Consider the following 26,164-nt stretch of genomic DNA (forward strand, 5'->3'; position numbering starts at 1 on the left):
AGCGGCAGTGCTGGCCACTCGCCATGTCTTAGCTCTCGGCTCTCAGCTCTTGGATATTAGGTCTTGCGCTCGACGGCCAGGCGGGCGAGTTGGGCCATGGCATCGCGAAACTCCGACGGCGGCAAGTGCTTGAGCTCGTTCAGGGCCAAGGCCGACATCTCTTCGGCCTTGGCCCGGGTGTAATCCAGGGCGCCGGTGCTGTCGACGATGGCGAGCACTTCGTCCAGGTGATCGAGGCCGCCCTTGCGGATCGCGCGGCGGACCAGCTTGGTCTGCTCCGGCGTGCCCACGGCCATGGCCTGGATCAAGGGCAGGGTGGGCTTGCCTTCGGCCAGATCGTCGCCGACGTTCTTGCCCATGGCTTCGGCGTCGCCCTGATAATCGAGCAGGTCGTCGATGAGCTGGAAGGCCAGGCCCAGGTAACGGCCGTAGGCGGCCAGGGCCTGTTCCTGCTCGGGGCTGGCGCCGGCGATGATCGCGCCGCTATGGGAGGCCGCCTCGAACAGCATTGCGGTCTTGCCCATGATGGTGTCGAAGTAGGCCGCCTCGTCGGTGTCGGGGTTGCCGACGTTGGTCAGCTGTTGGACTTCGCCTTCGGCGATGGTGCAGGTGGCCTTGGACAGCACCTCCATGATGCGCATGGAGCCGATCTCGACCATCATCTGGAACGAGCGCGAGTAGAGGAAGTCGCCGACCAGCACCGAGGGGGCGTTGCCCCAGGCGTCATTCGCGGTGGCCTTGCCGCGACGCATATGCGATTCATCGACCACGTCGTCGTGCAGCAGGGTCGAGGTGTGCATGAACTCGATCAGGGTGGCGAGCGCGATGTGCTGGTCGCCGCGATAGTCCAGGGCTCGGGCCGAAAGGAGTACCAGCAGGGGGCGCAGCCGTTTGCCGCCGCTTTCGATGATGTACTGGCCGATGGTTTCGACCAGGGGGATACGCGAGGCGAGCTGGTCGAGGACGGTGCGATTGACGGCGCTGAAGTCGTCGGCGACCACGGCGTGAATCGGCGAGGGAGCGGGGCGTGATGGCGTGGCGTTGACGGGCATGAAGGCGACTTCGACTGGTAGATGGGGCCGTGGGCCTTGGGTTGCCGGTCATGCTATGGGCCCCCCATGGGGGCGTCAAGACGGCCAAGTCGCACAAGGGCCGACTTTATGCGGCCATGTGAGGCCCGTGTGCGCGGGGACCCTGGTTGACGCGGCTTCATGGCTTGTGCATGCGGGCGAGACTGGTTTATAATCCGCGGCCCACTCATCCATGCTCCCTGTCAGATGGCTGCCAAAAGGGGCGCCACTCGAAGCAGGTCGATCAAGAGCCAACCCCGATGAGTTTCTGGAGAGAAAGCATGTACGCAGTGATCAAGAGCGGCGGCAAGCAGTACCGCGTTCAGGAAGGCCAGACCCTCAAGCTCGAGAAGCTGGAAGTTCCCACCGGCGAAAGCGTCGAGTTCGACGAAGTTCTGCTGGTCGGTAACGACGACGACGTCACCGTCGGCGCCCCGCTGGTGTCCGGTGCCAAGGTCTCTGCTGAAGTCGTGGCTCACGGCCGTGGCGAGAAGGTGACCATCATCAAGTTCCGTCGCCGTAAGCACCACATGAAGCGTCAGGGCCACCGTCAGTGGTTCACCGAAGTCAAAATCACCGGAATTTCTGCCTAAAGACGCCTTGCCCTCGGGCAAGCAGCGTTGCGGATTATTCCCCTAACGAGCGAGGACTTTGCAATGGCTCATAAGAAGGCAGCCGGCTCCACACGTAACGGTCGCGATAGTGAAAGCAAACGCCTTGGCGTCAAGCTGTATGGCGGCCAGGCAGCGACCCCGGGCAACATCATCGTGCGTCAGCGTGGCACCAAGTTCCACGCCGGCACCGGTGTTGGCATCGGCAAGGATCACACCCTGTTCGCACTGAACGAAGGCGTGATCAAGTTCGAGACCAAGGGTCCGAAGAACCGCAAGTTCGTGAGCGTCGTCTCCGCCTGAGACCGCCCGAGCTGAGAAGGTCGCGCCGGCCGGAGCGGATGTTTTGGCTCTGACAGTGTCGGAGCGACCAGAGAAGGCCCCGCTATCTGCGGGGCCTTCTTGTATCATGGTGGACAGGATCCGCCAGGAGAATGACAGATGCAGTTCGTCGACGAAGCCTCGATCATCGCGGAGGCAGGCAATGGCGGTAACGGTTGCCTGAGCTTCCGGCGCGAAAAGTACGTGCCCAAGGGTGGCCCGGACGGTGGCGACGGCGGTCACGGGGGCAGTGTCTACCTGATCGGTGATGACGCCCTCAATACGCTGATCGATTTCAAGTTCCAGCGTTTCTACAAGGCCCAGAACGGGCAGCCCGGCCGCGGCCGCCAGATGAGCGGGCGTGCCGGTGATGACCTGCACGTGAAGGTGCCGGTCGGGACCACGGTGATCGACGAGGACACCCTCGAGGTCATCGCCGACGTCACCGAAATCGGTCAGGTGGTGCAGGTGGCCCTGGGCGGCCGTCGAGGCTTGGGCAATATCCACTTCAAGTCCTCTACCAACCGTGCGCCGCGTCGCACCACGCCGGGGACCGAGGGTGAGCGGCGTAACCTGCGCCTGGAAATGAAGGTGATGGCCGACGTCGGCCTGCTGGGCTTGCCCAATGCCGGTAAGTCGACGCTGATTCGCTCGGTATCGGCGGCCAAGCCGAAGGTCGCCAACTATCCGTTTACCACCCTGGTGCCGAACCTTGGCGTGGTGAAGCTCGGCATGCACGAGCACTTCGTCATGGCCGACGTGCCCGGCCTGATCGAGGGTGCGTCCGATGGTGCCGGCCTCGGGCTGCGGTTCTTGAAGCACCTGACCCGGACGCGGCTGTTGTTCCATGTGGTCGATGTGGCGCCGTTCGATGAGTCTGATCCGGTCGAGGCGGCCGCGGCCATCGTGCGCGAGCTGGGACAGTTCTCACCGACCATGGCCGAGCGTCCGCGCTGGCTGGTGCTCAACAAGCTCGACCTGCTGCCTGAGGAAGAGCGTGAGGCGGTGGCGGACGAGATCGTCCGGCGCTTGGGCTGGGAGGGCCCGGTGTTTCGCATCTCGGCGATCTCCAACCATGGCACCGATGCCTTGGTCCAGGCGGCCTACCGCTGGTTGACCGAGCAGCGCACCCTCGAGAACGAGGATGAAGAAGCCATGGAGCGCGAGATGGAAATGCGCCGGCGCATGGAAGACGAAGCGGTGGCTCGTACCGAGGCACGCCTCGGTCGCAAGCGTCATCGCGACGATATCGACGACGATGACTTCGATGACGACGATTACGACGTCGAGGTCGAATACGCCCCCTGAGGGTGGTCGGGGCGGCGGCACGAAGCGGCTGCCCCAGCGTGGCGATGGCGAGGAAAGGATGCACAGCGTAGAGCAGGTACCGGGGCGCGACGCCCTGTCCGGGGCGCGGCGCGTGGTGGTCAAGATCGGCAGCGCGCTGCTGACCAATGACGGTCGTGGGCTCGATGATGCGGCCATCGGGGGCTGGGTCGACCAGATCGCCGCCTTGCGCCAGGCGGGGGTCGAGGTGGTGCTGGTGTCATCCGGTGCCGTGGCGGCCGGCATGGTGCGTCTGGGCTGGGCGACTCGCCCGACCTCGGTGCACCACTTGCAGGCCGCGGCGGCGGTGGGGCAGAACGTCTTGACCGAGACCTACGAGAACCACTTCGGTCGTCACGGTCTGCTGACCGCCCAGGTGCTGCTGACCCATGATGACCTGTCGAACCGCAAGCGTTACCTGAATGCCCGTTCGGCGCTCAGAACCCTGGTCGATGTCAAGGTGGTGCCGGTGGTCAACGAGAACGACACCGTCGTCACCGACGAGATTCGTTTCGGTGACAACGACACCCTCGGGGCCCTGGTCGCCAACCTGCTCGAGGCCGACGCCCTGGTGATTCTCACCGACCAGGAGGGGCTGTTCGATGCCGATCCGCGTCACGACCCGCGGGCAAGCCTGATCGCCGAAGGGCGTGCCGATGATCCACGGCTTGCCGCGGTGGCTGGCGGCGGCGGGGCCCTTGGTCGTGGTGGCATGGCCACCAAGGTCCGGGCGGCGCGGCTTGCCGCGCGCTCCGGCGCGGTCACGGTGATCGCCAGCGGACGTCAGCCCGAGGTGCTTTGCCGACTGATCAGGGGCGAGCGACTCGGCACCCTGTTGACGCCGGACCAGGCACCGATGGCGGCGCGCAAGCGCTGGTTGGCCGGGCAACTGCAAGTGCGGGGAACTCTGACCCTGGACGCCGGCGCGGTGCGTGTGCTGCGCGGGAGTGGCTCGAGCCTGTTGCCGGTCGGCGTGCGCCGCGCCGAAGGCAGCTTCGTGCGCGGTGACATGGTGCTGTGTGTCGATGAGCAAGGCGAGCGGATCGCCAAGGGGTTGGTCAACTACGGCAGCGACGATGCGCGCAAGATCCTCGGCCAGCCGAGCCGGCGCATCAGCGAACTGCTCGGCTATATGGAAGCGCCGGAGCTGATCCATCGTGACAACCTGGTGGTGCTGTAGCACGGGGTCGCCTGGCGGCGCTGCCGGTGGCGGAAGGCGTGATGTTCAGCACTGACACCGCCCCTGGCGAAGTCGGTGAAAATGTGGCATGGCGGGGGTTGGCGTGATAGTATGCGCCATCCTCTCAGACACGGCCCGTAACGATCGCCTCATTTTGCAGTGCGTTCGACGACTGTTCGAAGTGCATTCGAGGTGATCGGCCAGATGGCCAAGCCGATGGGAAGTGGTTGTTTTCCCGTTGGATCAATACGACATCGAGTCATCGCCCAGCGATGACGACAACTTTCTCCAAGGAGACAGTCAGTGGCTAACAGCAAGCAAGCCCGCAAGCGCGCCCGTCAGGCAGAAAACCGTCGTGTCCTGAAGGCGAGCCAGCGCAGCATGGTTCGTACTTCCATCAAGCGCGTCATCAAGGCTATCCAGGGCGGCGACCACGGCCAGGCAATGGACGCATTCCGTGCGGCCCAGCCGGTCATCGATCGCATCGCCGACAAGGACGTGCTGTCCAAGAAGAAGGCCGCTCGCCTCAAGAGCCGTCTGAACAAGCGAATTAAGGCCTTGGCCGCGTAAGCCGGTCTGGCGCCTGCGGTGCCCGAGCTCGCCTTGGCGTCTCGGCATCGGCGAAAAACCGGCTTCGGCCGGTTTTTTTGTGCCTGGGGTTTTCGTTCTTGAGGTTTTCCTGGAGAGGCGCTCCCGCCTGGGCGCAAGGCGACCGTCGGGGATTCGGCTATACAGGGGTCATGCTAAGGGCTATGTGATGGACCATGCCACGAACCATGCGATGGACCATGCCACGAACCATGCCACGAACCATGCCACGAACCATGCCACGAACCATGGAACGGCCAGACATGGGGTGAGGCAGGCGTCCGAGCCAGCCCCGAGACCCCGGTGGTCTTCAGAGACATCAAAGGAAGCGTGACGTGAGCGACGAGCGTCGACAGCAACAGTCAGAACGGCCCGCCGAGGGTGCGCTCGACCAGGGCGAGGGTACTCCGGTGGGCGCCGTGCCAGCCACGTCGCCGCGCCGGGGCCTGATGCGCTCGGGCCTGGTGGTCAGCAGCATGACCATGCTGTCTCGGGTGCTGGGCCTGGTGCGGGACGTGGTGATAGCGGCCTTGCTGGGGGCCGGCGCGGGAGCCGACGCCTTCTTCGTGGCGTTCAAGATTCCTAATTTCATGCGCCGCCTGTTTGCCGAGGGCGCCTTCAATCAGGCCTTCGTGCCGGTGTTGTCGGAATACTCGACCACCCGCACCAAGGCCGAGGTGCGTGAGCTGCTCAATGCCGTGGCGGGCAGCTTGACCGCGGTGCTGGCGCTGATCACCGCGCTAGCCATCGTTGCGGCCCCGTGGCTTGCGTGGCTGTTTGCGCCGGGCTTCGCGCGGGATCCGGACAAGCTCGCGCTGACCACGGACCTGCTGCGCCTGACGTTTCCGTACCTGCTGTTGATCTCGCTGACGGCCTTCGCCGGCAGTGTGCTCAACACCTGGAATCGTTTCGCGGTGCCGGCCTTTACCCCGGTGCTGCTTAACCTGTCGCTGATCGGTGCGGCGCTGCTGCTGACGCCCTTGATGAGCGAACCGGCCATGGGGCTGGCCTGGGGCGTGCTGATCGCCGGTGCGGCGCAGCTGTTGTTCCAGGTGCCCTTCCTGGCGCGGCTCGGGCTGCTGCCAAGGCCCTGGCCGAACTTCGCCCATGAGGGGGTGCGACGGATTCTGCGCTTGATGACGCCGGCGCTGTTCGGGGTCTCGGTGTCGCAGATCAATCTGCTGCTGGATACCGTCCTGGCCTCGTTTCTGGCGGCGGGCAGCGTGTCCTGGCTGTACTACTCAGACCGCCTGGTGGAGCTGCCGCTCGGGGTCTTTGGCGTGGCCATCGGTACGGTGATTCTGCCGGCGCTGTCCAAGCGTCATGCCGAGCAGTCCGGGGAGCATTTCAGCGCCATGCTCGACTGGGCGCTGCGGGCGGTGCTGCTGCTCGGGTTGCCGGCGGCGCTGGCGCTGGCGCTGCTGGCCGAGCCGCTGTTGATCACGTTGTTTCACTACGGTGCCATGACCGACAACGATATCGTCATGGCCGCCATGAGCCTGCGCGCCTACGCCCTTGGCCTGGTCGCGTTCATGCTGATCAAGGTGCTGGCGCCCGGGTTCTTCGCCCGTCAGGACACCAAGACTCCGGTCAAGGTGGGCATTCTCGCCATGGTCGCGAACATGGTCTTCAACCTGATCTTGATCTGGCCGCTGGCTCACGCGGGCCTGGCGCTGGCCACCGCCCTGTCGGCATTTCTCAATGCTGGGCTGCTCGCCTGGCTGCTGCGCCGCGAAGGGGTGCTCAAGTTTCAGCCTGGTTGGGGGCGTTTCGCGCTGCAACTGGGGGGCGGCTGCCTGGCCATGGGGGCGCTGCTGTGGGGCCTGGCGCCCGAGTGGCACGAGTGGCTCGGCTGGGATCTGATGCATCGCGCGCTATGGATGCTGGCGCTGGTCTCGGCGGGCGGCGCGGTGTACTTCATCTGGCTGGGCCTGACCGGCGTGCGGGTGAGGCAGTTCCGACTCAAGGGCTAGTGAGTCGATGGCGCAGGGCGTCGGTCTTGTGGCCGGTGATGGCGATGGACTTGTGGTCGGGGTGCGCGGCTGTCAAGGCCATCATGGTTCGTTATAATCGAAACCCTTTACGTTGGGCGTGGCGACATCCATGGAAGTGATCCGAGGCTTGCACAATCTGCGCGAGAGGCACCGTGGCTCGGTGGCCACCATCGGCAACTTCGATGGGGTTCATCGCGGCCATCGGGCGATCCTCGAGCAGTGTCATGACAAGGCGGTCGAGTTTGGCTTGCCGATTACCGTGGTGGTGTTCGAACCCCAGCCTCGGGAGTATTTCGCCGGCGACCAGGCGCCACCGAGGCTGACGCGCCTGCGCGATAAGGTGGCGCTGTTGGCGCAGGCCGGCGTTGATCGCGTGCTGTGCCTGCCCTTCAACGAGGCATTGCGGCGCCTGACGGCCCAGCAGTTTATCGACCGGGTACTGGTGAAGGGGCTGGGGGTGCGTCACCTGGTCGTGGGCGATGATTTTCGCTTCGGCTGCGATCGTAGCGGTGACTTTCACTTGCTGACCGACGCCGGCGAGGCCAGCGGTTTCTCGGTGGAGAACACCCGCACTTTCCGTACCGACGGTGAGCGGGTGTCGAGTACCCGGGTGCGTACCATGCTGGCCAGCGCCAATTTCGCGGCCGTTCGTCGACTGCTCGGACGTCCTTTCCAGATGCGCGGCCGGGTGGTGAAGGATCAGCAGCGCGGGCGCACCATCGGCGTACCCACCGCCAACCTGCCGCTGCTGCCGGGACCGCTGGCGCTGCGTGGCGTGTTTGCGGTGATGGTGGACGTCGACGGTCGCCAGTACCCGGCGGTGGCCAATATCGGCTGGCGGCCCACGGTGGGCAGCCCGCGCCCGGTGTGCGAGGCGCACCTGCTGGATTTCGACGGCGACCTTTATGGTCGTCTGCTGACGGTGACGCCCTGCGCCAAGCTGCGCGGCGAGATCGCCTTCGATGGCTTCGATGCGCTGAAGACGCAGATCTATGCCGACATCGACCAGGCTAGGGCACTGTTCGCCGATGCCGGCCGCTGCGCCGCGGCACCGGCCGCCGTGACGACTGCCGGCACGGCCGACGACGCCTTTCCTCTGGCATCCGCGCCCCGGGCGCGTGACGCCGCGAATTATGACTCCTCGGCGGGACGCCCCGCCGACCACGACGACGGCTGACCCCAGGACTATGAGCGACTACAAGCACACTCTGAATCTGCCAGAAACCGATTTTCCGATGCGCGGCATGCTGCCCAAGCGCGAGCCGGCACGGGTCGAGCAGTGGCAGAAGCTGGATCTGTATCATCGCCTGCGTGAGCAGCGCCAGGGGGCCGAGCTCTTCGTGCTTCACGATGGACCTCCCTATGCCAACGGCAGTATCCACATCGGCCATGCGCTCAACAAGATCCTCAAGGACATCATCGTCAAGTCGAAGAGCCTGGCAGGGTTCGATGCTCCCTATGTGCCCGGGTGGGACTGTCATGGCCTGCCTATCGAGCATAAGGTCGAGACGACCCACGGTAAGCACCTGGCGCCGGCCAAGGCTCGGGAACTGTGCCGTGACTACGCCGAGGAGCAGGTCAATGAGCAGCGTGAAGGCTTCGTGCGCCTGGGCGTGATCGGCGACTGGGACAACCCCTATCGCTCGATGGACTTCGCCAACGAAGCCGGTGAAATCCGCGCGCTGGCCGATATGGTCGAGGGCGGCTATGTGTTCAAGGGCCTGAAGCCGGTCAACTGGTGTTTCGACTGTGGCTCGGCCCTGGCCGAGGCCGAGGTCGAGTACGCGGACAAGAAGTCCGATGCCATCGACGTCGCCTTCCCGGTGGCCGACGAGGCGCGTCTTGCCGAGGCCTTTGATCTCGCCTCGCTGCCCAAGCCTGCCGCGGTGGTCATCTGGACTACCACGCCCTGGACCATCCCGGCCAACCAGGCACTCAACGTCCATCCCGAGTTCACCTACGCCCTGGTCGACACCGGCGAGCGCCTGCTGCTGCTGGCCGAGGAGCTGGTCGACAGCTGCCTTGAGCGTTTCGGTATCGACGGCGAGGTGATCGCCACGACTCGCGGCGAGCGCCTCGAGTTGATCAACTTCCGCCACCCGCTTTACGAGCGTCTCGCGCCGATGTACCTGGCCGAGTACGTCGAAAGCGACGTTGGCAGCACCGGCATCGTGCACTCGGCGCCGGTCCACGGCGTGGATGACTTCGAGTCGTGCCGCCGCTACGGCATGGACTTCAGCGATTTCATCAGCGTGGTCAAGGGGGATGGCGTCTACGTCGATGACCTGCCCCTGTTCGGCGGTGAGATGATCTGGAAGGCCAATCCGAAGATCGTCGCCGCGCTTCATGACGCCGGGGCATTGATGGCCCACAAGACCATCGAGCACAGCTACATGCACTGCTGGCGCCACAAGTCGCCGGTGATCTATCGCGCCACGCCGCAGTGGTTCGTGGGCATGGACCTGGCCGGCAAGGACGGTCGCAGCCTGCGCGAAAGCGCCCTGGAAGGCATCGAGGCGACCCAGTTCACGCCGGCCTGGGGCAAGGCCCGCCTGCACAGCATGATCGCCAACCGTCCGGACTGGTGCATCTCGCGCCAGCGTAACTGGGGCGTGCCGATCCCGTTCTTCCTGCACAAGCAGACCGGTGAGCTGCACCCGCGTACCGTCGAGCTGGTGGGCGCGGTTGCCGAGCTCGTCGAGGCCGGCGGCATCGAGGCCTGGTTCCGCCTCGACGCCGCCGAGCTGTTGGGTGACGAGGCCGCCGACTACGACAAGATCAGCGACACCCTGGACGTGTGGTTCGACTCCGGCACCACCCACCGTCACGTGCTGCGCGGCTCACACCCCCACGGCCACCAGAGTGGCCCGCGGGCCGACCTGTACCTGGAGGGCTCGGACCAGCACCGCGGCTGGTTCCATTCGTCGCTGCTGACCGGCTGCGCCATCGACGGTCATCCGCCGTATCGTCAGCTGCTGACCCATGGCTTCACCGTCGACGAGAAGGGCCGCAAACAGTCCAAGTCGCTGGGCAATGTGGTGGCGCCGCAGGCCGTGATGGACAAGCTCGGCGCCGATATCCTGCGCCTGTGGGTCGCCTCCACCGACTACTCCGGTGAGATGGCGGTGTCCGACGAGATCCTCAAGCGGACCTCGGATGTGTATCGCCGCATCCGTAATACCTCGCGTTTTCTGCTGGCCAACCTCAACGGCTTCGAGCCGAACCGCGACCTGGTCGAGTTCGATGACATGCTGGCGCTGGATCAGTGGGTGGTCGACCGCGCTGCACAGCTGCAGAGCCGTATCGAGAAGGCCTACGAGGAGTATCGCTTCCTCGATGTCTATCAGCAGGTTCACGGCTTCTGCGCCCGGGAGCTCGGTGGCTTCTACCTGGACGTGATCAAGGATCGTCAGTACACCACCCAGGCCGATTCCCTGGCTCGGCGCAGCTGTCAGACCGCGCTTTATCATGTGGTCCAGGCGCTGGTGCGCTGGGTCGCGCCGATCCTGTCGTTCACCGCCGAGGAGATCTTCGAGAACATTCCCGGCGAGAAGGGGTTGGGCGACGGACACAGTGTGCTGCTTGAGACGTACTATCCGAATCTCGGGGCGTTGTCCGCGGATGCCAAGATGGGGCGCGACTTCTGGGAGCGCGTGCTTAACGTCAAGCAGGCGGTGAACAAGTGCCTGGAAGATGCACGCAACGCCAAGACCATCAAGGGCAGCCTGGCGGCCGAGGTCACCCTGTACGTCGATGCCGAACTGCAGGAGCTGTTGGCACGCCTGGGCGATGAGCTGCGCTTCGTGATGCTGACCAGTGACGTGCACCTGGTGCCGCTGGCCGACGGAGCGGCTGCCGAGGACACCGACGTCGAGGGCCTCAAGGTCGCCGTGGCGGTCAGCGACAACACCAAGTGCGAGCGCTGCTGGCACCATCGTCCCGAGGTCGGCTCGCTGCCCGAGCACCCCGACCTGTGCGCGCGCTGCGTAAGCAACCTGCCGGAAGGTGCCGGAGAGACGCGCCACTATGCCTGATACCCAGACCGAGGCGAGCATGACGACACACGCAGAACCAATGAATCAGCCGCTGCGCTGGTGGATCCTGGCGATCGCCTGGGTGGCGTTGGATCTTGGCACCAAGGCTCTGATGAGCCAGGTATTGACCTATGCGACACCGGTCGAAGTGCTGCCGTTTTTCAACTTCACGCTGCTGCATAACACCGGGGCGGCCTTCAGTTTCTTGGCCGGTCATCCGGGCTGGCAGCGCTGGCTGTTTGCCGCTATTGCGGTGGGGGCCACGATTGGCCTGACGGTATGGATGAGCCGGTTGAAGCGCGACGAGAAGTTTCTGGCGGCGTGCCTGGCGTTGATCATCGGCGGGGCGCTGGGCAATCTATATGATCGCCTGGTGCACGGTTATGTCGTTGATTTTCTTTCGTTCCACGCCGCCGGCTGGTACTACCCGGCGTTCAATGTGGCCGATATCGGCATCACCATCGGCGCCATTGGCCTGATCTGGGAGTCGATATTCGGTGAGCGCCGCCGCGCTCGTCGAGGCTGAGCCGCCGCCCTTGACGCGCCTCGGCAAGGCGCCTGGCGCCGCCGGGGCTCGATCAGCGGCGTGGTCCTGGCATGTGATATTGACCGGCCCGACAGCCCCCTTTGTCCTGGCGGGCGCCACGATGGCGCCCTGTCTGTTGGAGACACCTATGAGCGATTATCGCATCGACGAGGGCATGGAAATCACCCTCCACTTTACCCTCAAGCTGGAAGACGGCACCGTGGTGGATTCCACCAGGGACAAGGCGCCGGCCACGTTCCAGCTCGGCGACGGCAACCTGCCCCCTGGCTTCGAGCAGCCGCTTCAGGGATTGACCGACGGCGATAACGGCGCCTTCGAGATCACCCCGGAGCACGCCTTTGGCCAGCATAATCCGCAGAACATCCAGCGCATGAAGCGCGACGTGTTCGACGGCGAACCCCCGGAGATCGGCACCGTGATGTCGTTTGCCGATGCCAATGGCGGTGAGTTGCCGGGGGTTATCACCGAGATCGAGGATGACATGGTCGAGGTGGACTTCAATCACCCGCTCGCCGGGCGTACCCTGACCTTTGAGGTGGAAGTGCTGGGCGTGAAACCGGCCACCACCCACTGAGGCGGTGTCGTTAGCGAGACCGTCGTCACCCGGGCCGAAACGAGAAGGGCGCCACGGTGCCCTTCGCCGTCAACGATAGGATGCCCTTGAGGCATCGAGGCAAGGCAACGCATGCACATCAAGCTGGCCAATCCGCGCGGTTTCTGCGCGGGCGTCGATCGCGCCATCGAGATCGTCAACCGCGCGCTCGACGTGTTCGGGCCGCCGATCTACGTACGCCACGAGGTGGTCCACAACCGCTTCGTGGTGGATACCCTGCGGGAGCGCGGCGCGATCTTCGTCGAAGAACTCCACGAGGTGCCGGATGACGTCATCGTGATCTTCTCGGCCCACGGGGTCTCCCGTGCGGTGCAGGAGGAGGCCGAACGTCGCGGTCTGCGCATCTTCGATGCGACCTGTCCATTGGTGACCAAGGTCCACCTCGAGGTGCTGCGCTATGCGCGCCGTGGCCAGGAGTGCGTGTTGATCGGCCACGCCGGCCATCCCGAGGTGGAAGGCACCATGGGCCGCTATGACGTCTCGTATGGCGGCCAGATCTACCTGGTCGAGGATGAAGCCGACGTGGCACGGCTTGCGGTCAAGGACCCGTCCAAGCTCGCCTTCGTCACCCAGACGACCCTCTCCATGGATGATACCGCCAAGGTCATCGACGCCTTGCGCGCGACCTTCCCGGCGATCGAAGGGCCGCGCAAGGACGACATTTGCTACGCCACCCAGAACCGTCAGGACGCGGTCCGAGAACTGGCCGACGGCTGTGACCTGGTGCTGGTGGTGGGCAGCCCCAACAGCTCCAACTCCAACCGCCTGCGTGAGCTGTCTGAGCGGGTCGGCACGCCGGCCTACTTGATCGATAACGCCGAGCAGATCGATCCGAGTTGGCTCGAGGGCCTCGCGGCTATCGGGGTCACCGCCGGCGCCAGCGCCCCCGATGTGCTGGTCAAGGGCGTGATCCAGCGCCTGCAGGAGCTTGGCGCCCAGTCGCCGGAGGAGCTGGCAGGGCGCGAGGAGAACATCACCTTCTCCATGCCCAAGGAGCTGCGCGAGCGGGTCATCGCGAGCGATTGAGCTCAGCCAGGGGAGAGCTCAGCCAGGGGAGAGCCCTGGCATGAGGCGCAGCCAGGGGTGAACAGTGCCAAGTTACAAGCGGGGCCGGGGTAGGCACGCCCCCGGCGTCAGCGCTGCTGCACTACCTGTCCGCCGCGATACGTTCGCGGCGGACGTCGTTGTGGGGCCGTCTATTGCAGCGGATCCGTCTATCGCGGGTGGGGTCGCCTACCGCAATCTCTAGCGCGGATGACCGTTCTCGGTCGGCGCAAGGGGCCTTGGGGCGAGGGGACCGGCGTGCTCGACCCCGGGGTGTCAGCGCCAGTCACGGGGCCTTTGCCGTGTGATCTTGTTTGAGCTTGTTTGAGCGAGCTCTGCTGGCTCATCGTTGTGGTTCGTTATCCCTTCGCCAGTGCGCTCGCCGCTCAAGCGCCTGCCGGCTTCTTGATCTGGCTCGCCCCCCGTGTCGCCGTCCTCGGTGATACTGCTATTGATTGTGTCATCTCATCGTATCAGGAGCGCAGCATGCGCCTCATTCTTCGACGACCTGGCGGCCGCGGTGCGGTCGGCGGCGGCCGCAGTGCCGGCTTCACGCTGATTGAGCTGCTGATTTGCGTTGCCATCCTCGGCATTCTGGCGTCGGTGGCCTATCCCCTCTACACCGACCAGGTGCGCTCGGCGCGGGTGGCCGATGGCCGCGCCGCCCTGGCCAATGCCGCCGCACGGCTGGAGCGTTGCTATACCCAGAATCACCATTACGATCACTGCAGCGACGTCGAAGGCCCTTCCGAGCAAGGCCACTACGTCGTGGAACTGACGGCGCAGGGTGGGCACTACCAGCTGACCGCCAAGGCGGTCGCCGCCTCGGCGGTCAGCCCGGCGTGCGCGACCCTGTCGACCAACCAGACCGGTGCGACGGCTCCCCGTGACTGCTGGTAGTGCCGGGCGGTCCGGCGGCGACCGTCAGCGGGGCATCAGCCTGATCGAGCTGCTCGTAAGCCTGGCCGTGATGGCGGCTGTGGCCAGCGTGGCGATACCGAACCTCGGGGCGTGGCTCGACGAGAATAGACTCGCCGCCGACGTCAATCAGGTCGTCGGTGCGCTGACCTTGGCGCGCAACGCCGCGGTCACGCGACGCGGACCAGTTTCCCTGCGTGCCGAAGGCCCTCCTGCGCGCCCTTACTGGCGTCTGATGGTCAGCGACGCTGGCGGCTATTCCTTGCTGTCCCTTGCCGCGTCACCAGGGGATGTGGTGCGGATTTCCGCAGGAGAGCTGAGCTTCGATCTGCTTGGCCGCCTCGACGCGTGTTCCTTTGGCGCACCTTGCCAGATGACGGTTTCCCTCGCCGGGGTGGGGAGCCGCGACATCGTTGTCGAAGCGAGTGGCCAGATCACGGTGATCAGCGCGGCGGAGGGCGTCCGATGAGGCGAGGCGAGGCGCGTCAATCGGGCGAGACTCTGGTGGAGGTGCTGGTGGCGATGATGGTGCTCGCGGTGGGGTTTCTTGGCCTGGCGGCGATGCAGCTCAAGAGCCTGCAGAGCGCCGATGCCGCCATCCAGCGGGGTATCGCCGATCTGGCGGCCCAGGATGCTCGCGAGCGGCTGTGGGCGGCGTTGGCCTCGGACTCGGAGCACGCCTGCCCCGATGCGGCCGCGGTCAATGCCAGCGACTGGCACGGGAGTTGGGTGCCATGGTTGCCCGGGCTTCACGGTGACCCGGTGACCGCATTGCCCGACTGCGGCTTTGTCATCCAGGTGAGCTGGCTGGAGGCACGCTTCGGCGGTGAGTCCAGCGCCTTCGACTACCGTCTGCGTTTGCCGGCAGGGCCGCGATGAAGACGATGCGGTGGTCCGAGCATCGGCTCGTGCCGATACCTCGCCCTCGGGTTGCCTGCTTCCAGGCGGGGACTACCCTGGTCGAAATGATGATCGCCATGCTGATCGGTACTTTGGTCATCCTCGCCGCTGGAAGCCTGTTTGAGCAGGCCAGCCGCACGGCCGCGCGCGTGGCCGTGATGACCGAGCGTCAGGCGGTGATCAGCTATGCCCTGGACGTGGTGATCGGGGCCCTGAGACGGGGGGAAGCGGACCCCGGTACCTTCGCGCTGAGACCCAGTGAGGGCAGTGATGACTGCACCCTGCATGACGTTGGCTCGGGGGAGCCGTTGGTCGACGGTTTGGCCTGCGATGACGAGCCCATCGTCATCGAGGAGGCCGCCGGGACCTATCGGATCCGGCTGCGCCTGTCGGGAGAAACGACGGCACTGGTGCTGTATGCGGTGGATCGCGATGTGGCGCTGATGACAGAGGAGGGCACTCCATGAGCGGGCCCGAAAGAGAGCGCGGAGCGGCTTTGCTGGTGGTGCTGTCGCTGCTGGTCATCGCCACAGTCATGGTCCTCTCGGGGCTCGAGTCATCGTTGATCGATGAGCGCCTGGCGGGCAACTTGCGCGCCCAGGCCCAGGCGCAGATGGCGGCCGAATGGGGCGGCGCGGAGCGTCTTGCCGAGGTCTTTGCGACGGACGTCGAACGCGACTGCGGGGTGATAGAGGCCGCGGCGCTTGACGGTGCCTACGACTCGGCCTGGTCACCCAGCGTCGATGTTTCTCCCGATGCGGGGGTTGGCTATCGGTATATCGACTGTCGCTATCAGGACGATCCCGCCCAATTGATCCTGGGGTTTGTCGGCGACGGAGAGCGAGTCGTGGCCCGCCACTTCGTGCTGGTCGCAAGCCTTGAGGAGCCTGGCGGGGAAGATATTGGTCTGCCCGAGCTGCCCGAGGGTTGCGACACGCTGACCGCCGGTGTGTCGGTGAACTATGGGCCGAATGATATTGCGATGTGCCAGTACTCGCCTCTGGCGACGAGCCCTTCGGCACGGGTGGACGAGGCGCTGTCGGCCTTCAGTGCAACGGACTTCGGTCCGGGCGGATGCCACCGAGAAGGAAGCTCACTCTACTGTGCGTCGAAGTATGGATTTGCCGGGATCTATGATCTGGCAGATTTTCCAGGCGTGGCGCTGGTGGTGGCCGATGGCAACCTGGCGGTGACACTCCCCGCGGGACATTACGCCACGTCATTTCTGGTGTCTGGCCAGTTGACCTTGAATCCCACCGGCGCGGCAGAGGTCGACGGCGATCTCTGGGCTACTGGGATCGCCATCAATGGCGACCTCTTCAAAGATCCCTTCGTCGTTCATGGTGGTGTGGTGGCGTCTGGGGTCTTGTCGCTGAGCGGTAACGTCAGCATCAACGGCAGCACTGGTGAGACATCCGGAGGAGCCAGTGGCACATTATGGATCGATCGCCCTGCGTAGCGGACGCTAGCGACAGGCGGGTGCAGAGGCACTCTGACGCACGCGGCCGAAGTTGCTCAGTACCAGGCTGGCCGCGAGGCCTTGGCGGGTACAGATATCGAAGGTACCGTTATGGCCGCTGGCTCGCCCGGTGGGAAGAAAGCGCACCGGCTTGTCGTCCTGGCGAAAGTGGACGCTGGCGACGCGGCTGGCGGCGAAATAGCGCAGGACTCGGCGATCGGCACTCAGGTAACCGTCATCGCCCCGTGCTTCAACGATCACCAGTGGCCCCGCCCAGTCTGCTCCACACTGCGTACCCTCACCCTTGGGGCAGACGGTGATCGGGCGACGGCTGGCCATCGCCGCGCTTCGCGCCAGGCTCAGGGCGCCGCCTAGCCGTGCGAGCTCGGCGGCGATATCCTGTCTAGCGGCTAGCTGGCGATAGCCGGGCACCGCCACGCTGGCCAGCACGGCGCAGAGCGCCAGGACGGTCAGCAGTTCCAGTAATGTTGCGCCCAGGCACTTAGCTCGGGCGCAGCGGTAGACGCAAGGCTTCCTTGCCATCGTCATCGACTCCTGCAGTGGCCTGGCTATCAGGCTAGTCGCCGAGGGAGCGGGTCAGTATCGGACTTGGGGACAGGGTGTGAGCGATTTCATCGTATTGGGGGGCGGCGTCATCGGCTTGATGACGACGCTGCAACTGGCAGATGCCGGCCATCGCGTGACGGTCATCGAGCGCGGGGAGTGTGGGCGCGAGGCCTCCTGGGCCGGTGGCGGCATCGTCTCGCCGCTGTATCCGTGGCGTTACAGCGGTCCGATCTCGCGCCTGGCGGCGTGGTCTGAGGGGGCCTATCCGGAGCTGGCCTTTCGCCTGCTGGAGGAGACCGGTGTCGATCCGGAGTACCGCCAGAAGGGGTTATTGTACCTGCGCGTCGGCGACGAAGACGCGGCTCTCGCCTGGGCGCGGGACGTCGGCAAGCCGCTCTCTCGTGTGGGCCCCGAGGTGATCTATGCCAAGGAGCCCGAAGCCTGCCCCGGCGTCGAGGAGGCACTATGGATGCCGACCCTTGGCAGTATCCGCAACCCGCGGCTGCTGCGTGCATTACGGGCGTGCCTCGATGCCATGCCGGGCGTCGAGCTACGTGAACAGTGCGAGGTCCGCGGCTTCGAACGCCGGGGCGGCCGAATCGTGTCGCTCGAGACGTCACACGGAACGCTGGAGGGAGACCAGTTCGTGGTCTGCGCCGGCGCCTGGAGCGCCGAGCTGCTGGCCAAGGCCGGCATCGCGTTGCCGGTGCGCCCGGTGAAGGGGCAGATGTTGGTGTTCAAGGCGCCACCGGGCCTCGTCGAGCGCGTGGTGCTGATGGATGGACGCTATGTCATCCCCCGTGGCGATGGGCGGGTGCTGGCTGGCTCCACCCTGGAAGAGGCGGGCTTCGACAAGACGACGGACAACGAGGCGCGAGAGTCGCTGTGGCAAAGTGCCACGGCCATCGTGCCGGCGCTGGCCGACTGCGCCATCGAACATCACTGGGCCGGATTGCGGCCGGGCTCGCCGGATGGGGTGCCCTTCATCGGCCGAGCGCCGGGGTGGGACAACCTTCACGTCAACGCCGGCCACTATCGCAACGGGCTGGTACTGGCGCCGGCCTCCACGCACTTGCTGGTCGATGAACTGCTCGGTCGACCCCCTATCCTGGACCCGGTGCCCTATCGGCTCGAGGGGCGGGTTCAGGGCGTGTAGCCGTGTCTCTCGAAGCGCTTCACCGAGCCCCGTCCTGAGCCCCTCGGCTTCTCCTCCAGCGACCCAGGGCCCTAGCCGGGTGGCGACTGGGACTGGTCGTGTTTATGCGCGGGCTCGTCGACCGAGCCCGCGCCGTCGAGCTACAGGTCGCTGGTGTTGACCTTGACCTCCGCGCCGGAGGCGTCGATCGTCTTGGTCGACGGAAAGCGATGGGATGCGAACCGCACGGCCAGGATGGACAGGGCCAGCAGGAAGATGCCGCCACAGATGTAGATGAGACCGATATCGGGTGGTTTGTGCTGGGAAACGTCGCCGATCAGGAAGCGCGTCAGGCCGGTGATGGCGACGTAAAGCAGAAAGCGTATGGGGAGATGGTTGGTCTTGAAGTAGATGCCAACCATGGCCCCCAGCTCGAGATAGATGAACAACAGCAAGATGCTGTCGACGCTGGCGTGCCCGGCGCTGACCATGTCGAGAAAGGCCGTCACCGAGGCCCAGGCGGTGATCGCGCCGATGGCGAAGAGCCCAAGATAGTGGAAGCCCTCTACCAGCAGGTTGCCGATAGCGTCGGCGCTCTTGTGCATCTGGTTGCGGCTGCTGTCCGCCCACTTCATAGATTTGTCCCCTCAACGTGTGGTCGAAAGACTCAGGCACCGCCGGTGGTGGTTGTCGGTAGGGCTCTCATCAGGGCTCTCATCCCGCTGATCCGGCAACGCCCCATCAGCGCCTGGTTGACACCTCGCTGTTCAGCAGAGGCCTAATGATCGCCAGCAGGGATCTATATTAACAAATGCTTGTAGCAATGAGTCCTTCCCGCGCCGTGCTCTTGCGGTTTAGGCACACTCGGGGACGATGATCAGGCCTTGGGGTCGTCGGGCGTATCGTCGCTGTGCTCGGCCAGAAACTTGTCCCGGTGATCGCTCGAGCAAAACCATTCGCCGCGTTCGCGCAGCGCATCCTGCTCGGGAACGTGCACCTTGCACCAGGTGCAGCGGACCATCTTGCCACCCTCGTGTTGGGTGCCGTTGTCATCGCCTTGTTGCTCGAGCTTCCACTCGCGATAGATGCGATAGATCTTGAGCCCGGCGAAGAACACCACGGCGAAGATGATCAGACGGATTATCAAGAGGTTCATCCTTACTCCCCAGGGAGACGGGGTGGCCTTTGCCACTTGGCGTCCCTTGCGGGACAATAGGGGTCATCCCTACCGATTCTCGAGAGATTTCATCGCCCATGCAAGACCTGACTCTGGTGATGGCGCAGCTCGACCCTTTGGTCGGCGACATCCCCGGTAACGCCGACCGGGCCATCGAAACCGTGCGTGAGGCGTTCCTCGAGCACGGGGCCGACGTCGTCGTGCTGCCGGAACTGTTTTTGACCGGCTACCCGCCGGAAGACCTGCTACTGCGCTCGTCCATGGAGACGCGCCTGCGCGAGGCGCGTGGACGGATGGCCGCAAAGACGGTCAAGGACGTCATGGTGATCGTGGGCTACCCCGGCCGCCGCGAAGGCAAGCTCTACAACATGGCCGGCGTGCTCTACAACGGCGAATGGATCGCGGAGTACGCCAAGCAGGCGCTGCCGAACTATCAGGTATTCGATGAACAGCGCTACTTTACCGCCGGCAGTAAGCCACTGGTGGTCGAGCACAAGGGCGCCAAGCTCGGCGTTCTGATCTGCGAGGATATCTGGCAGGAGACCCCGGTGCGCCAGGCCCGAGACGCCGGTGCCGATGTGCTGGTGACGCTCAATGCCTCGCCTTACCATCAGAACAAGCCCGCCGAACGGCTTGTGCTGCTCGAGGAGCGAGCCCGTGATGCGGCGTTGCCGATCGTCTACGTCAATCAGATCGGTGGCCAGGACGAACTCGTGTTCGACGGCGGGTCCTGCTGTGTCGATGCCCACGGCAAACTCGCCGTGCAGTCACCGCACTGGGATATCTGGCTCAGTCCGGTGCACTTCATCCACGAGAAGGGCAAGTGGGTGCCGCGGGAAGGCGAGGTCGATCTCGATGTGACGCCAGAGGAAGACCTCTACAGCGCGCTGGTTACCGGTCTTCGCGACTACGTCAACAAGAGTGGCTTCAAGGGTGTGGTGCTCGGGCTCTCGGGCGGCATCGACTCGGCGTTGTCGCTGGCCATCGCCGTCGATGCCCTCGGCCCTCAACGTGTCCATGCGGTGATGATGCCCTATCACTACACCGCGGACATGTCCCGAGAAGATGCCGCCGAGCAGGCGCGCCTGCTCGGGGTCAGCTATGACGTCATGCCCATCGCGCCGATGGTCGAGGCGTTCATGGAGACCCTGGCGGAGAGCTTCGAGGGGACCGAGCGCGACACCACCGAGGAAAACCTGCAGTCGCGCTGTCGCGGCGTACTGCTGATGGCCTTGTCCAACAAGAAGGGCCTGATGGTGCTGACCACCGGCAACAAGAGTGAGATGGCGGTGGGCTATGCGACCCTCTACGGCGACATGGTCGGGGGCTATAACGCCATCAAGGACGTCTACAAGACCTGGGTCTACCGCCTGGCGCGCTGGCGCAACACCGAGGCGGTGGTGATCCCCGAGCGGGTCATCGAGCGGCCGCCATCGGCGGAGCTGGCGCCGGACCAGCAGGACAGCGATTCGCTGCCGGACTATGACACCCTGGACGCTATCCTGGTGCGCTACATCGAGGGAGACATGAGCGCAGAGGCGATCATCGAGGCGGGCTTTAGCGCCGAGGACGTCTACAAGATCGTCAAGCTGGTGGATCGCTGCGAGTACAAGCGTCGCCAGGCGCCGGTCGGCGTTCGCGTGACCCAGCGCGGCTTCGGCCGTGACCGTCGCTATCCCATCGTCAACGGCTGGCAGCCGGGGCAGTAGCGCCACGCTATCTCTTGTCCTTGATCCTGCTCTTTTCCTGGTAGTCTTTCATCCGTCGGGCCCATGTGGCTCGGCGGGTGGTGCCATGTTGGCGCTCCCTTTCTTGCGTGCTTCACGATGCTTATGCTCACTGTTCATTGGGGCCGTCTAGCCTGACATCGCTTTTCGATGATCACGGCTAGCCTCCTGATGTGCTGGAGATGTGTTGTCGGCATTCTTCGAGTTTTTTTTGACGTCGAAGAGTGCCGGATCGCTGAAGAATATCGAGGTTCTAGTCGCTGGTAGTGAGTGTTTTCGCCTTAAAGATGGCGAGGAAGTAAGCTACATTTGGCGTGAGAAATGTCGTCGCTTTTGCGCGTCCTAGTATGAGTGTTGTTATGTCAGATATCTTTTATTTAGATATTTGCGCATGCTGGTTTTCTATTATTTTACTAATTAATTGTTTTGTGAATAAGCTTTTTGTATTGACCTTCCATGAGGGAGATTAGGCAAATTCCCCGAGGTTGTCTCTTGTAAATTCAGTGTCGAGTTCGCGCGTTGCTGCTAAGGTTTTTTAGAATAGCAATCGTTAACGCCGGTGCGAGGGTGCGCGAATGATGACGTCCGTTCGAGTAAGAGTCGCGAGTATGCTGGTGCTGGGGGGGAGTGCGGTATTTGCCCAGCAGGGCGTGGCGACGGAGTTGACCATCGCCACGGTGGACAACCGGGACATGCTGCGCATGCGAGAACTGGGCGAGGACTTTCTGGCGAAGAATTCGGATATCCAGCTCAACTGGGTGACGTTGGATGAAAGCACGCTTCGCCAGCAGGTCACCACCGATATCGCAACCTCCGGAGGGCGCTTCGATATCGTCACCATCGGCACCTATGAAGCCCCCATCTGGGCCGAACGTGGCTGGCTTGTCCCCATCACCGACATGCCGGGTGACTACCAGCCCGAGGATCTGCTGCCTACCGTGCGCCAGGCGCTGTCCTACCAGGACGTCCTCTACGCTGCCCCCTTCTATGCAGAGTCCGCCTTCACCATGTACCGCACGGATCTGTTCGAGGACGCCGGCCTGAGCATGCCCAGGGCGCCAAGCTGGGATTTTCTGAAACAGGCTGCGGCAAAGATCTCGAGCCCCGATTATCACTACGGCATCTGCCTGCGCGGCAAGCCGGGCTGGGGCGAGAACATGGCGCTGTTGACCGTCATGGCCAACGCCTTCGGCGGGCGCTGGTTCGATGAACAGTGGCAGCCGCAGCTCGAGGGCGACGGCTGGCGCGATGCGTTGGATCACTATCTGACCCTGCTGGGAGAGTACGGGCCCCCGAATCCAGAGGACAACGGCTACAACGAGAATCTTGCGCTGTTCCAGCTGGGCAAATGCGGTATCTGGGTGGATGCCACGGTGGCGGCCTCCGCGGTGACCGATCCCGAGGCGTCCGAGGTGGCCGATCGCGTGGGGTTCGCGCTGGCGCCGGACCACGGCCTGGACAAGCGCAGCAATTGGCTGTGGGCCTGGGCGCTGGCGATCCCCACCAGTTCCGACCAGAGCGATGCGGCCAAGCGCTTTGTCGCCTGGGCGACCTCCCGGGACTATCAGGAGCTGGTGGCCGAGCAAGAGGGCTGGTCTCAGGTGCCGCCGGGAACCCGGGCATCGCTCTACAACAATCCACGTTATCGCGAGGCGGCGCCCTACAGTGAACTGGTCCTGGAATCGTTGAAAAGCGCCGACCCGGATGACCCGACGGTACAGGAGGTGCCCTATCGCGGCGTTCAGTACGTGGCAATCCCCGCCTTCCAGGGCATTGGCACGGCCGTGGGTAACCGCTTCGCCAAGGCGCTGGCAGGAGACATCACCGTCGAGGAAGCCATCGAGAACGCCCAGTGGGTCACCGAGAAGGTGACCGAGCAGGCGCGTTTCGCTCAGCAGTAGTGACGATCGGCTCCTCGACGGAAGCCGGCAGACCGGGTGAGCCCAGACGCTGGATGTTCATCCGAAAGCGAGACGAGTGACACACAAGGAGACGCCCATGGCGACATCCGGCTTTGACCCGCAGCAATCTCTTGACAGCGTCGATGACGAACAGCTGCCGGTTCCACCCCACAAGCAACACGGCGCCAAGCACTTTCTCGGGCTCTACGCCGCAGAGCACGTGGCGGCGACCGAGTTCGTGATCGGCGCTACCTTCGTCGGCCTCGGCGCTGGTATCTGGGACATCCTGGTCGGCCTGGTCATCGGCAACACCCTGGCGATACTGAGCTTCACCCTGATCACCGCACCTATCGCCGTCGGTACCCGGCTTAGCCTGTTTGCCTATCTGGAGCGCATCGCCGGCAACGTCATGGCGAAGCTCTACAACGGCGCCAATGTGGTGATCTTTGCCGCCATCTCGGCGGCCATGATCACGGTTTCGGCCACCGCGGTGAGGGTCTTGTTCGATGTGCCGCCCCAGGTGGCGCCTTATCCCACCGACATGGCCTTCGTCATCATCGCCTTTGCGGTGGGTGCTATCGTGGTGCTGGTCGCCGCCTTCGGCTTCAACGCACTGAGCGAGTTTGCCGGTATCTGTGCCCCCTGGCTGATGGTGATGTTCACCGCCGGTGGCATGGTGTTGATCCCTGCGCTGTCTGAGTCGGTGACCGGCTTTACCACCCTGACGAGTTTTTCGGACTTCATTGCCATCGCCAGTGCCAGTGTGTTCACCGGCATCAATGCCGAAGGCGAACCGGGGATCGGCTTGTGGGAGGTCATCGGCTTTGCCTGGGCCGCCAATACCTTCGCCCACTTCGGCCTGATCGACATGGCGCTGCTGCGCTACGCCCGCAAGAAGCGCTACGCCCTGGCCACCAGTACCGGCATGATGTTCGGCCACTACGTGGCCTGGATCTCGGCGGGTCTGATGGGGGCGGCCACCGCGGCCACCATGAAGCTCAGTATCCTGGTGGTGGATCCGGGCGACGTCGCTTTTTATGCGCTGGGGATGTCCGGCTTTGTGATCGTGATTGTTGCCGGCTGGACCACGGCGAATTCGAACCTGTATCGCGCCGGTCTGGCCGCCCAGGCACTGATGCCCGAGGTTAAGCGCTGGAAGGTGACCATGCTGGTGGGCCTCGGGGTGATGGGCGCGAGCTGTTTTCCGTTCGTCTATCGCAGCATGTTGCCGCTGCTGACCTACGCCGGCCTGATCCTGGTGCCGGTGGGCGGCATCGCCTTTGCCGAGTATCAGCTATTCCCGCGGCTCGGCATGACCCGGTACTGGGCCAACTTCAAGGGCCTTGCCGATAACCGCCCGGCGATCGCCAGCTGGGGCATCTCGCTGATCTTCGGTTTCGGGCTCAATGTCCTCGATGTGATGCCCTTCTACTATCTGTTTCTGCCTACCTGGTTCGTGTCGATCCTGGTCTACGTGGTGCTGGCGCGTAGGGCCGGGGCCTGCGAGACCTATCCGGAGAAAGAAAAGGAACAGCAAGCGTTCCATGAGCGGGTGGTCGAGCATCACCGGCGCAAGGCGGCGGAAAAGTACCGCGAGGGTGTGGAGGACAAGACACTGCTGTCCAAGGGGATCAAGGTGATGTGGGGGATCGTCGGGCTGGGTGTGCCGGCGGTGCTGGCCTGGCGGGTGATGTTCGAAAGCCCCGACCTGTACCAGTACTACGTCAATCGTGAGCTGTTCTATGACATCACCATCTGGTGCACGATCATCTACTTCGCCTTCGCCTACTGGGGGCTGCAGCGCTCCAAGCAGTTCAAGCGCCGGGAGCCCGAAGGCACGCCGTCCCAAGCGTCGACAGGCTGATCGGAAAAGAACCAGGAAAAAGCCGGGCAACGCTCTGTGCTGGACGCGAAAGTGTGACCGCAGACTGGTGACAGCGGAAGGAAGGTGGAGCGCCAGGTGTTGGAGCGTGAACAGAAACGCAGTGCGCCAAACGAACTGCTGAGCATCACGAGAAGAAAGAACAGGCAGCAAAGAGAAGGGGCCGCCCATGGGCGGCCCCTTCGTCGTCATTGATCTGCCGGGAAGCTCAAGACACCGGCTGTCCTACCGTCGTTCAGGCGCTTAGCGGGCTATCATCGACGTACTTGGGCTCGAAACGGCGACCGTTCAACCGCTCGTTGTCCGGATCATTCTCGATCAGCACCTGAAGCACGTCGCTGGCGCGGTCGCGCAGGCCCATGCCCAGGTAACCCTCGACCATGACGGCCAGGGCGTCGCGGGTGCTCTCTGCCTGAGGATAGTTCTCGATCACCCAGCGTCCGCGCTGAACGGCGGCCAGGTAGGCTTTCTTGCGTAGATAGAAATCGGCGACGTGGAGCTCGTGCTGAGCCAGCAGGTTGCGCAGGTAGATGACGCGCTGCTGAGCATCCGGCGCGTACTGGCTGTTGGGGAAGCGATTGATCATGTCGCTGAAGTCGGTATAGGCATCGCGGGTGGCGCCGAGATCGCGCTCGGAGATGTCGATGACCTTGAGCGACTCGAGACTGAAGCGCCCGGCTTGCCAGGCGGCCAGGCCACGCATGTAATAGGCGTAGTCGACCTGGGCGTGGTTCGGGTGCAGCCGAATAAAGCGGCTGGCGGCGGCGCGAGCGTTTTCCCAGTCGTCGGTCTGGTAATAGGTGTAGATCAGCTCGAGCTGGGCTTGTTCGGCATAGTCGCCGAAGGGGAAACGCGTGTCGATCGCTTCGAGACGGTTCTTGGCGGTGGTATAGCTGCCGTCTTCGAGGGCTTCACGGCCCTGTTCATAAAGCTGGCGCTCGGCGATACCATCGTAGCGATCTTCTTCGACATCGTTGCCGGCGCAGCCGCCCAGCACGGTGCCGATCAGCACCAGGGCGCCCAGGCGAGCGGCGGGAGAAGTGAAAACGCGCATCTTGGTCCTCGTATCAAACAACCCGGGTCGGCCGTGCTAGAATCGGCCGTGATCCGCCCACTATAAAGCACCTTGTCGCGAAACGCAGTCCTACCGGTCCTCTCTGGGCCAAGGTT

25 protein-coding genes are annotated in these 26,164 nt (G+C 64.2%); 20 read left to right on the forward strand and 5 right to left on the reverse strand.

Going from position 1 to position 26,164, the window contains the following annotated elements:
* Positions 1–56 precede the first annotated feature (56 nt).
* On the reverse strand, positions 57–1,052 hold the full coding sequence (ispB, locus tag ACUN9Y_RS20330) for an octaprenyl diphosphate synthase (protein WP_445462560.1): 996 nt from the start codon (positions 1,050–1,052) through the stop codon (positions 57–59).
* 299 nt (positions 1,053–1,351) lie between these two features.
* Between ispB and rplU the strand changes: the two genes are divergently transcribed.
* From rplU to ACUN9Y_RS20410, 16 genes are all read left to right on the forward strand, one after another.
* Complete coding sequence (gene rplU / locus ACUN9Y_RS20335; protein ID WP_445462561.1) at positions 1,352–1,663, forward strand: 50S ribosomal protein L21; 312 nt, start codon at positions 1,352–1,354, stop codon at positions 1,661–1,663.
* A gap of 63 nt (positions 1,664–1,726) precedes the next feature.
* On the forward strand, positions 1,727–1,984 hold the full coding sequence (gene rpmA / locus ACUN9Y_RS20340; RefSeq protein ID WP_445462562.1) for a 50S ribosomal protein L27: 258 nt from the start codon (positions 1,727–1,729) through the stop codon (positions 1,982–1,984).
* A 138-nt stretch (positions 1,985–2,122) separates the two neighbouring features.
* Complete coding sequence (cgtA, locus tag ACUN9Y_RS20345; RefSeq protein ID WP_445462563.1) at positions 2,123–3,310, forward strand: Obg family GTPase CgtA; 1,188 nt, start codon at positions 2,123–2,125, stop codon at positions 3,308–3,310.
* Positions 3,311–3,368: 58 nt separating this feature from the next.
* Positions 3,369–4,508: a glutamate 5-kinase gene (gene proB, locus ACUN9Y_RS20350; protein ID WP_445462564.1), complete on the forward strand. Its 1,140-nt coding sequence runs from the start codon at positions 3,369–3,371 to the stop codon at positions 4,506–4,508.
* A gap of 303 nt (positions 4,509–4,811) precedes the next feature.
* The gene (gene rpsT / locus ACUN9Y_RS20355; protein WP_445462565.1) at positions 4,812–5,078 is read left to right on the forward strand and encodes a 30S ribosomal protein S20; all 267 of its coding nucleotides are present in this window, start codon (positions 4,812–4,814) and stop codon (positions 5,076–5,078) included.
* Positions 5,079–5,545: 467 nt separating this feature from the next.
* Positions 5,546–7,069, forward strand: coding sequence for a murein biosynthesis integral membrane protein MurJ (gene murJ, locus ACUN9Y_RS20360; protein WP_445462599.1), 1,524 nt, complete (start codon positions 5,546–5,548; stop codon positions 7,067–7,069).
* A gap of 130 nt (positions 7,070–7,199) precedes the next feature.
* Positions 7,200–8,267 carry a bifunctional riboflavin kinase/FAD synthetase gene (ribF, locus tag ACUN9Y_RS20365; RefSeq protein ID WP_445462566.1) on the forward strand — a complete coding sequence of 356 codons (1,068 nt, stop codon included), beginning with the start codon at positions 7,200–7,202 and terminating at the stop codon, positions 8,265–8,267.
* Between the two features lie 10 nt (positions 8,268–8,277).
* Entirely contained in the window at positions 8,278–11,124 is a 2,847-nt protein-coding gene (gene ileS, locus ACUN9Y_RS20370) for an isoleucine--tRNA ligase (RefSeq protein ID WP_445462567.1), read from the forward strand.
* A 19-nt stretch (positions 11,125–11,143) separates the two neighbouring features.
* Positions 11,144–11,650, forward strand: coding sequence for a signal peptidase II (gene lspA / locus ACUN9Y_RS20375; RefSeq protein ID WP_445462568.1), 507 nt, complete (start codon positions 11,144–11,146; stop codon positions 11,648–11,650).
* Between the two features lie 148 nt (positions 11,651–11,798).
* Positions 11,799–12,245 (forward strand): FKBP-type peptidyl-prolyl cis-trans isomerase, encoded by a 447-nt coding sequence (gene fkpB, locus ACUN9Y_RS20380; protein ID WP_445462569.1) that lies wholly within the window; start codon positions 11,799–11,801, stop codon positions 12,243–12,245.
* Positions 12,246–12,356: 111 nt separating this feature from the next.
* Positions 12,357–13,310 (forward strand): 4-hydroxy-3-methylbut-2-enyl diphosphate reductase, encoded by a 954-nt coding sequence (gene ispH / locus ACUN9Y_RS20385; protein WP_445462570.1) that lies wholly within the window; start codon positions 12,357–12,359, stop codon positions 13,308–13,310.
* Positions 13,311–13,814: 504 nt separating this feature from the next.
* Entirely contained in the window at positions 13,815–14,228 is a 414-nt protein-coding gene (locus ACUN9Y_RS20390) for a type IV pilin protein (protein WP_445462571.1), read from the forward strand.
* Complete coding sequence (locus ACUN9Y_RS20395) at positions 14,215–14,715, forward strand: pilus assembly FimT family protein (protein ID WP_445462572.1); 501 nt, start codon at positions 14,215–14,217, stop codon at positions 14,713–14,715. The genes ACUN9Y_RS20390 and ACUN9Y_RS20395 overlap by 14 nt, the downstream gene beginning before the upstream one ends.
* Positions 14,712–15,125 carry a type IV pilus modification protein PilV gene (gene pilV, locus ACUN9Y_RS20400; RefSeq protein WP_445462573.1) on the forward strand — a complete coding sequence of 138 codons (414 nt, stop codon included), beginning with the start codon at positions 14,712–14,714 and terminating at the stop codon, positions 15,123–15,125. The genes ACUN9Y_RS20395 and pilV overlap by 4 nt, the downstream gene beginning before the upstream one ends.
* 29 nt (positions 15,126–15,154) lie before the next feature.
* On the forward strand, positions 15,155–15,613 hold the full coding sequence (locus ACUN9Y_RS20405; protein ID WP_445462574.1) for a PilW family protein: 459 nt from the start codon (positions 15,155–15,157) through the stop codon (positions 15,611–15,613).
* Complete coding sequence (locus ACUN9Y_RS20410; protein WP_445462575.1) at positions 15,610–16,605, forward strand: PilX N-terminal domain-containing pilus assembly protein; 996 nt, start codon at positions 15,610–15,612, stop codon at positions 16,603–16,605. Before ACUN9Y_RS20405 ends, ACUN9Y_RS20410 begins: the two co-directional genes overlap by 4 nt.
* Positions 16,606–16,611: 6 nt before the next feature.
* On the opposite strand, the gene ACUN9Y_RS20415 is transcribed toward ACUN9Y_RS20410, so the two are convergent.
* Entirely contained in the window at positions 16,612–17,148 is a 537-nt protein-coding gene (locus ACUN9Y_RS20415) for a GspH/FimT family pseudopilin (RefSeq protein WP_445462576.1), read from the reverse strand.
* A gap of 79 nt (positions 17,149–17,227) precedes the next feature.
* On the opposite strand from ACUN9Y_RS20415, the gene thiO reads away from it, so the two are divergent.
* Positions 17,228–18,328 (forward strand): glycine oxidase ThiO, encoded by a 1,101-nt coding sequence (gene thiO, locus ACUN9Y_RS20420; protein WP_445462577.1) that lies wholly within the window; start codon positions 17,228–17,230, stop codon positions 18,326–18,328.
* A 140-nt stretch (positions 18,329–18,468) separates the two neighbouring features.
* Here the strand turns inward: thiO and ACUN9Y_RS20425 are convergent, their stop codons facing one another.
* Complete coding sequence (locus ACUN9Y_RS20425) at positions 18,469–18,942, reverse strand: phosphate-starvation-inducible protein PsiE (protein WP_445462578.1); 474 nt, start codon at positions 18,940–18,942, stop codon at positions 18,469–18,471.
* A gap of 242 nt (positions 18,943–19,184) precedes the next feature.
* Positions 19,185–19,463 (reverse strand): PP0621 family protein, encoded by a 279-nt coding sequence (locus tag ACUN9Y_RS20430; RefSeq protein WP_445462579.1) that lies wholly within the window; start codon positions 19,461–19,463, stop codon positions 19,185–19,187.
* A gap of 98 nt (positions 19,464–19,561) precedes the next feature.
* On the opposite strand from ACUN9Y_RS20430, the gene ACUN9Y_RS20435 reads away from it, so the two are divergent.
* From ACUN9Y_RS20435 to ACUN9Y_RS20445, 3 genes are all read left to right on the forward strand, one after another.
* Complete coding sequence (locus ACUN9Y_RS20435) at positions 19,562–21,193, forward strand: NAD+ synthase (protein WP_445462580.1); 1,632 nt, start codon at positions 19,562–19,564, stop codon at positions 21,191–21,193.
* Between the two features lie 593 nt (positions 21,194–21,786).
* Complete coding sequence (locus ACUN9Y_RS20440; protein ID WP_445462581.1) at positions 21,787–23,112, forward strand: ABC transporter substrate-binding protein; 1,326 nt, start codon at positions 21,787–21,789, stop codon at positions 23,110–23,112.
* Positions 23,113–23,209: 97 nt separating this feature from the next.
* On the forward strand, positions 23,210–24,976 hold the full coding sequence (locus ACUN9Y_RS20445) for a purine-cytosine permease family protein (RefSeq protein ID WP_445462582.1): 1,767 nt from the start codon (positions 23,210–23,212) through the stop codon (positions 24,974–24,976).
* A gap of 253 nt (positions 24,977–25,229) precedes the next feature.
* Here the strand turns inward: ACUN9Y_RS20445 and ACUN9Y_RS20450 are convergent, their stop codons facing one another.
* Positions 25,230–26,048: an outer membrane protein assembly factor BamD gene (locus tag ACUN9Y_RS20450; RefSeq protein WP_445462583.1), complete on the reverse strand. Its 819-nt coding sequence runs from the start codon at positions 26,046–26,048 to the stop codon at positions 25,230–25,232.
* Positions 26,049–26,164: the final 116 nt, after the last annotated feature.

Source organism: Halomonas sp. V046, from assembly GCF_052645355.1.